Source organism: Alsobacter sp. R-9 (assembly GCF_054612375.1).
This window is the reverse complement of sequence record NZ_JBTSWJ010000044.1, coordinates 1-641: the sequence shown is the minus strand read 5'-3', so window position 1 is coordinate 641 and position 641 is coordinate 1. Positions and strand designations below refer to the sequence as shown.

Below are 641 nucleotides of genomic sequence, written 5' to 3'. Positions count from 1 at the left end.
CCCGACAGCGTCAGGGGGATGAGGCTTCCAAAAAGGCCCCGGGGATCTCCAGCCCCAGACCCACCGTCCAACGCTCTCCGGGGATCCAACCTCCGACGGCCTCCTTGCAGAGGCGGTCTCCGGTCCCTCCCCGGAACGTGCGTGGTGTCCGCGCATCCCGAACCCAGGTCTCCGACCGCGTGGGGAAAGCCACCCCGCGGCCCAGGCCCGGCCAGCGCCCGCCGCTTATCGCGGTTACCACCTGCCAGCGGCCACGGTTGGAAGTGGACCGCCTCCGGGCGTCGACGTCAATCCCCTAAATCGCTGAAAGTACGAGGGATATTTCCCAGTTCCGCTTCGCTTGGCCTGCTTTGGGGCCGCTGCGGGTCCATGGCGCCGTCAACGGGTGCCGTCAGGGACGATCAGAGACGGCCTGCGGGCATCGCGTCGTCGTCATGGCGACAGCGGGGAGCTTGTTTGCTTGTCTGTCGCGCTGTGATTCGCAGCCGGACCGCGGCGTCGACAAGCGCCGTGCACCGATCGCATGATCCGCCTTGACGAACGCATCGTTCTTCATTACGAACGTCTCATCATCACGAGAAGGGCAGACGCCCTCGCCAACCTGCCCTCCCGGCAAGGTGGCTCCGCGACAGCGGGATGTG

Annotated in this window: 1 riboswitch. The window is 66.6% G+C overall.

Annotation, left to right across the window (positions count from 1 at the left end):
- Nucleotides 1-564 precede the first annotated feature (564 nt).
- Nucleotides 565-641, top strand: a riboswitch (SAM-I-IV-variant riboswitch). This riboswitch is flagged as partial in the annotation.